This is a genomic window from Neobacillus drentensis, assembly GCF_036966985.1.
Lineage (GTDB): Bacteria > Bacillota > Bacilli > Bacillales > Cytobacillaceae > Neobacillus > Neobacillus drentensis_E.
The window spans coordinates 1-4,685 of record NZ_JBALSN010000668.1 but is presented as its reverse complement, the minus strand read 5'-3'; the positions used below and the strand labels follow the sequence as shown (position 1 = coordinate 4,685).

At 35.2% G+C, this 4,685-nt stretch carries 6 protein-coding genes; 5 read left to right on the top strand and 1 reads right to left on the bottom strand.

Features of this window, described 5'->3' with window-relative positions:
- Nucleotides 1–268 (top strand): hypothetical protein (locus tag V7659_RS30190; RefSeq protein ID WP_335543706.1); only part of this gene is annotated, 268 nt, incomplete at its 5' end.
- A gap of 185 nt (nucleotides 269–453) precedes the next feature.
- On the opposite strand, the gene V7659_RS30185 is transcribed toward V7659_RS30190, so the two are convergent.
- Nucleotides 454–690 carry a hypothetical protein gene (locus V7659_RS30185; RefSeq protein ID WP_335543705.1) on the bottom strand — a complete coding sequence of 79 codons (237 nt, stop codon included), beginning with the start codon at nucleotides 688–690 and terminating at the stop codon, nucleotides 454–456.
- Between the two features lie 244 nt (nucleotides 691–934).
- Between V7659_RS30185 and V7659_RS30180 the strand changes: the two genes are divergently transcribed.
- The 4 genes from V7659_RS30180 (at nucleotide 935) to V7659_RS30165 (ending at nucleotide 4,489) form a co-directional block, all read left to right on the top strand.
- Nucleotides 935–1,141 (top strand): hypothetical protein, encoded by a 207-nt coding sequence (locus tag V7659_RS30180; RefSeq protein WP_335543704.1) that lies wholly within the window; start codon nucleotides 935–937, stop codon nucleotides 1,139–1,141.
- A gap of 577 nt (nucleotides 1,142–1,718) precedes the next feature.
- Nucleotides 1,719–2,228 carry a CHC2 zinc finger domain-containing protein gene (locus V7659_RS30175; RefSeq protein ID WP_335543703.1) on the top strand — a complete coding sequence of 170 codons (510 nt, stop codon included), beginning with the start codon at nucleotides 1,719–1,721 and terminating at the stop codon, nucleotides 2,226–2,228.
- 117 nt (nucleotides 2,229–2,345) lie between these two features.
- A complete protein-coding gene (locus V7659_RS30170) occupies nucleotides 2,346–2,831 on the top strand; it encodes a hypothetical protein (protein WP_335543702.1) in 486 nt (161 codons plus the stop codon).
- 2 nt (nucleotides 2,832–2,833) lie between these two features.
- Entirely contained in the window at nucleotides 2,834–4,489 is a 1,656-nt protein-coding gene (locus V7659_RS30165; protein WP_335543701.1) for an AlwI family type II restriction endonuclease, read from the top strand.
- Nucleotides 4,490–4,685: the final 196 nt, after the last annotated feature.

Sequence of the window (4,685 nt, the reverse complement as noted above, 5' to 3'; positions counted from 1 at the left end):
GATTAAGCGTTCCAATGAATATAAGGACTATACTAGAACCGACATTATAGAAAAATATGCAGAGACTCAGGCTGGAAATGAAGTTGGTCAATTTTACGTGAAATTTGAAAAAATCCCTCTTCATGAAGATTTAATGGAGGACTTTTTAAAACACTCAAGATACTTTACAATCGATTTTGATTTTGCTATGGATCTATTGGAGTTATTAGAGGAGAAACATAGAGAAAATGATAATATACTTGGTGAGATCTTTGGAATAAATAATTAACCGGGATGATATTTATTTTATTCCTCTTATAAGTATTTACCGTTAGTGAACTGCAGTTTATCCCGTGAGCATGGTTAGGCAGTTACGTAATTAGGCAGAAAATAAGATTATGAAGGACTCTTGTCAAAATTTAAAGATAATACAAGTGCTTTGGTTATATAAAGTAGATAAAGTAAAAAAAAGGATCAAAATGGTCCTTTTTCTTTACTCTCCACATTGTTAACTACTAGCAATCTGTATAAAGCTAATTCTTTTGCAGCTTCTGGGGTGCTGCCATAACAATTCCATACTGCTGTTTTTCCATCTGAAGCCATTGCATTATATGTATCCCCGAAATCAAACACATGGTATCTTATCTTGCCTTTACGAAAATACCAAAACCAATCCCAAAGCCCACTTAAATACTCGTTTATTTTGTACACCGATAAACACCTCCCTCTCATCTTACTAATTCGGTAATGCACAGCTGGTACCTATTTATATTTATGGCAGCTTTGTTAAAGTTTTTTCATTTTATATACTTAACGTGAAATTGTCTAAAGGAATGAGAGAATAGAGGAAAGGTTCTAAGGATTGCATAACAAAGAGGAAAGACTATTTTAGTAGCTTAAATTCATGGGTGAGAATTGGCTAACTACATATGTAATATGGATTAGAGGTAGAAATATGAACGAATTATTAGAAGCGAAACTTACTATTACTCGTATTAAAACGGAGCTGCTCGATCTAACTGGTGAGCTTGTTGCGGATGATTTAACGGAAAAGTCGTATGCAATACAAAGAATTTTGAGGGTTGTTGAGCATATCGAAGAGCATGACGTTGCAGTAAAAGAGATAATTGATACTTTAGCGATAAAATCAATATTAACTTAAACGCAAATTATCCAGCAGGAAATCTGAAAATCCATTAAGAGAAGCTGCCATATAGGTAGCTTCTTTTATATATTTGGCTTGATGGTCAAATTTCCTATTATTTTAAAGGCTTTAGTTCAATAGATTCATTTTAATGGACATGACATATCATTATGCAATAAAAGCAATAGGATCATAAAAGTCTAACCTAGATGTATATGCTTGCGTATTAGAAAAAGAACCAGGGTAGAGATTTTTATGAGCCAAAATGCTGAGGATTTTCCGGTGATACTTAACGCAAAAAATGTATCCGAAATAATGAAGGTATCACTTAGACTGCATATGAGATTATGGATTATCCAGATTTTCCCTACATTAAAATTAGTAAGTGAAAAGGGGTAGAGCATGAAGCATTTTTGTCATGGATTGAGCATCAAACCTTGAAAAAAGTGAACTAAGAAATGTATAGCGTTCCTTAAGCCAAATATGTTCCTTGAAAACTTAAGAAACATAGAAAAAGCAACAACCACCCCGATTCCAAAAGCAAGGTGATTGCTGCCGATGTCCCTTAAAAAAATGTGAAAGCCGGTGACTATATATGCCAAATAATAACAAATATTTCCGATTTTTAGCCGAAGAAGTGATAAAACGGCAAGATATAGTGGAGGTTGCCGAGAAGAAGGGACTGCGGCTGAGAAAAAAAGGGAGAAATTATTTCGCTTTGTGTCCCTTTCATTCAGAACGAACAGCTTCCTTTTCAATTAACCAGAAAAAGCAAATATTTAAGTGCTCCTTATGTGAAGGGTGGCAACGTAATTACTTTTTTTGCTGCCTCAGATGGGTTAATAACGGGAAAATAATCAATCAATATGCAAAAGTTTTCGGGCTCGTTAATAATTTGAAAGTTAGTCGGAAACAGCAGCATGAGATAAAGAAGCTAATGATAAAGTATGAATTTAAAAATCTGAATCCTCTTCTCCATAATTCAGTTGTAACTTTTTTCTCCATTGTTTATTGCTTGGGACGAATGGCCTTCATATTTTTTGATCGCTGTTCTTTTGAAAACATATCAGTCATTATTAAATACCTCGGTCAAAGCAAATATTAAAAAAAGCTTCTCTTTATTCAAAATCTATCACCTCATGAGCTGATTTTCGCCGACTGAATGTTAGATATTATTAATCCAATAGAGAACAAAAATGGATTTAGTTGGGTGGTAAACCATATGTCGACAATTGTACCTAATGATAATGTTTTGTTGCAAGGGCTTCTAAACAAAATTATTCTTTACCGCTTTTCAAGGAATTTAGACAAAGAACTTAGAGATCGAAATATAAACCATTCCCAGATAAGTCTTGCAACTGGTAGAAGCGGAAATTGGTTTAACCGAAGTTTTAATGAATTAGAAGATATGCGGGTTTCGACTCTAATAAAAACTATTGTAGCTGCCTCAAGAATCATTAGCCAAAATAATAGAAGCAATCCTATTTTGATTAGTTCCGTGATTGATCAAGAAGTTCAAGAAATTGCCTCGTTTTCACTTGAATTAATGGATATCGGTATTGACGATATGTTGGATCCAGAGTACGGGGTGGAGCACTTTTTTCTTAAATTAAAGGTTTATGTTATTCAAATGAAATCTCATATTTCGCAAGAAGAAGCGGAAGCATACAGCCGTGTCCTTGAGCGCATAAACACAAAGGAGCGATAAAAATGGCAGAGAGGAAAATCTGGTTTATTACTCGACCTGAACGTGATCCAAAATTCCACCGTGACGCACTTTTAGCATTATGGGGCGCAACAAATGGTTTCACCGAAAAATGGTCTGGAAATCGACAAGCCCATCTAAATTACGAACGTGCATTAAATGCTCGTGGAGTTAAACGTGAAAACCTAAGTAATGACGGATCTGGTGGAAGAACCTGGGCTGCTATGCTAAAAACTTTTGCTTATATTTATACCGATGACAACGGCTTTTTGGTACTAACTAAAGTTGGAAAAAAGGTCTTTGACGGTGAAAAGGTACCAGAAAATGTGACTAAACAAATTTTAACTCTACAAATACCTAATGCTTACTTCTTAGAAACTGGTTTTCGACCGAAATTCGATTCAGGTTTCCGAATTCGACCAGCACGCTTTCTTATAAAGCTGACTAATCAAGTAGAGTTGAACTATTATGTTACAAAAGAAGAGATCACGTATTTTGTTTTAACTGCAAACAATGATAATCAATTGGCGACAGTTACCGAGAATATCGTAAAGTACATAAACTGTAAGCAAACCGAAAAGTCTCTAATAAAACAGGAGATCGCTGAAAACTTTGATCACCGTGAACGTTCCGATAAAGGGGCAAGAGATTTTGAAATAGCTCATGGTGACGTAGCACATACGTTTATGTTGATATGTGATTATACCGGTCTTGTTGAATACATTCGTGGTGAAGCACTTCGAGTTGATCCCGCAAATTCAAAGCGAGTCACCGAAGAGATTGACAAATACGATACCAGGTACCCTTTTAACATACGTTATCTTATTTCGCTTCAGCGAATGGCAGAAAACAACGGATTGGATATTGATAGCTATAAGGCTAGTAGTTTCGGTAGTATCAAACCAGCGAGCAATAAACGGAAGACTGCTAATAAAATTTGTGAAATACTTTCTAATTTTCCTGATCTAGACAATTTATCACATGACGAAGTAAAAAGTATTCTAATGAATGAATTCCCTGTAAAAGAAGCAGAGAAACATGCAGACGAACTAAAGAAACAAAGTTTAAATACACTTAATAACGACTTTGTTGAAGGGTATTTAAACGAAACAGATAATCTAGTATTTGAGGACAAAACAGGGGAAGTATTCAAGGCTATTGGTTTTGATGTTGAAATGAGTCCTAAACCTCTCGCTGACGTAGGAACCGAAATTGAGATACTTCTTAAATACAAAGGTACAGTAATGGGGATAATTGACGCAAAGAATTATCGAACGAACTTTGCGTTATCTGCTTCGCTAGCTTCTCATATGGCTTCTGAATATTTGCCGAATTATGATGGTTATAATGGTCGAAAGGTTTCCTTTTTTGGTTATGTAACAGCCGCAAGTTGGAGTGGTGAAAAGAACCTTGAAAAAATTAGCAACCTCGTAAAACGTGCTATTCCCGGCCGTGATATTAAAGGGATAATGATAACTGCTAATGTTTTGCTTGGTTTTTTGGATTACTGTATAGACAATAACCTGAGTAAAGATGAACGAGTTGCACTGTTCCTTCAATCAATTGATAACAAAGGTTATTCGACTGTTGGTGAATTCCTGCGCCACATACAATTGGGTCAATTAGCTGATTTTTCTTCAGAGACCCGTAAAGATTCATAACTTTACATCGTTGAAGGGGAATTGGCCGGTATTTCTGCTAATAAATGCTGTGACAGTAGTTTTCAATCTGTTCTCCCTTTTAGTAACAAATTTCTTGATAGTTTAAAAATAACGGAAACAAATATTTTAGAGAATGAAGTTGTTAATTCGATTATAAATGCGATTGGCGGAACTGCAGGTACTGAATTTGATGTGG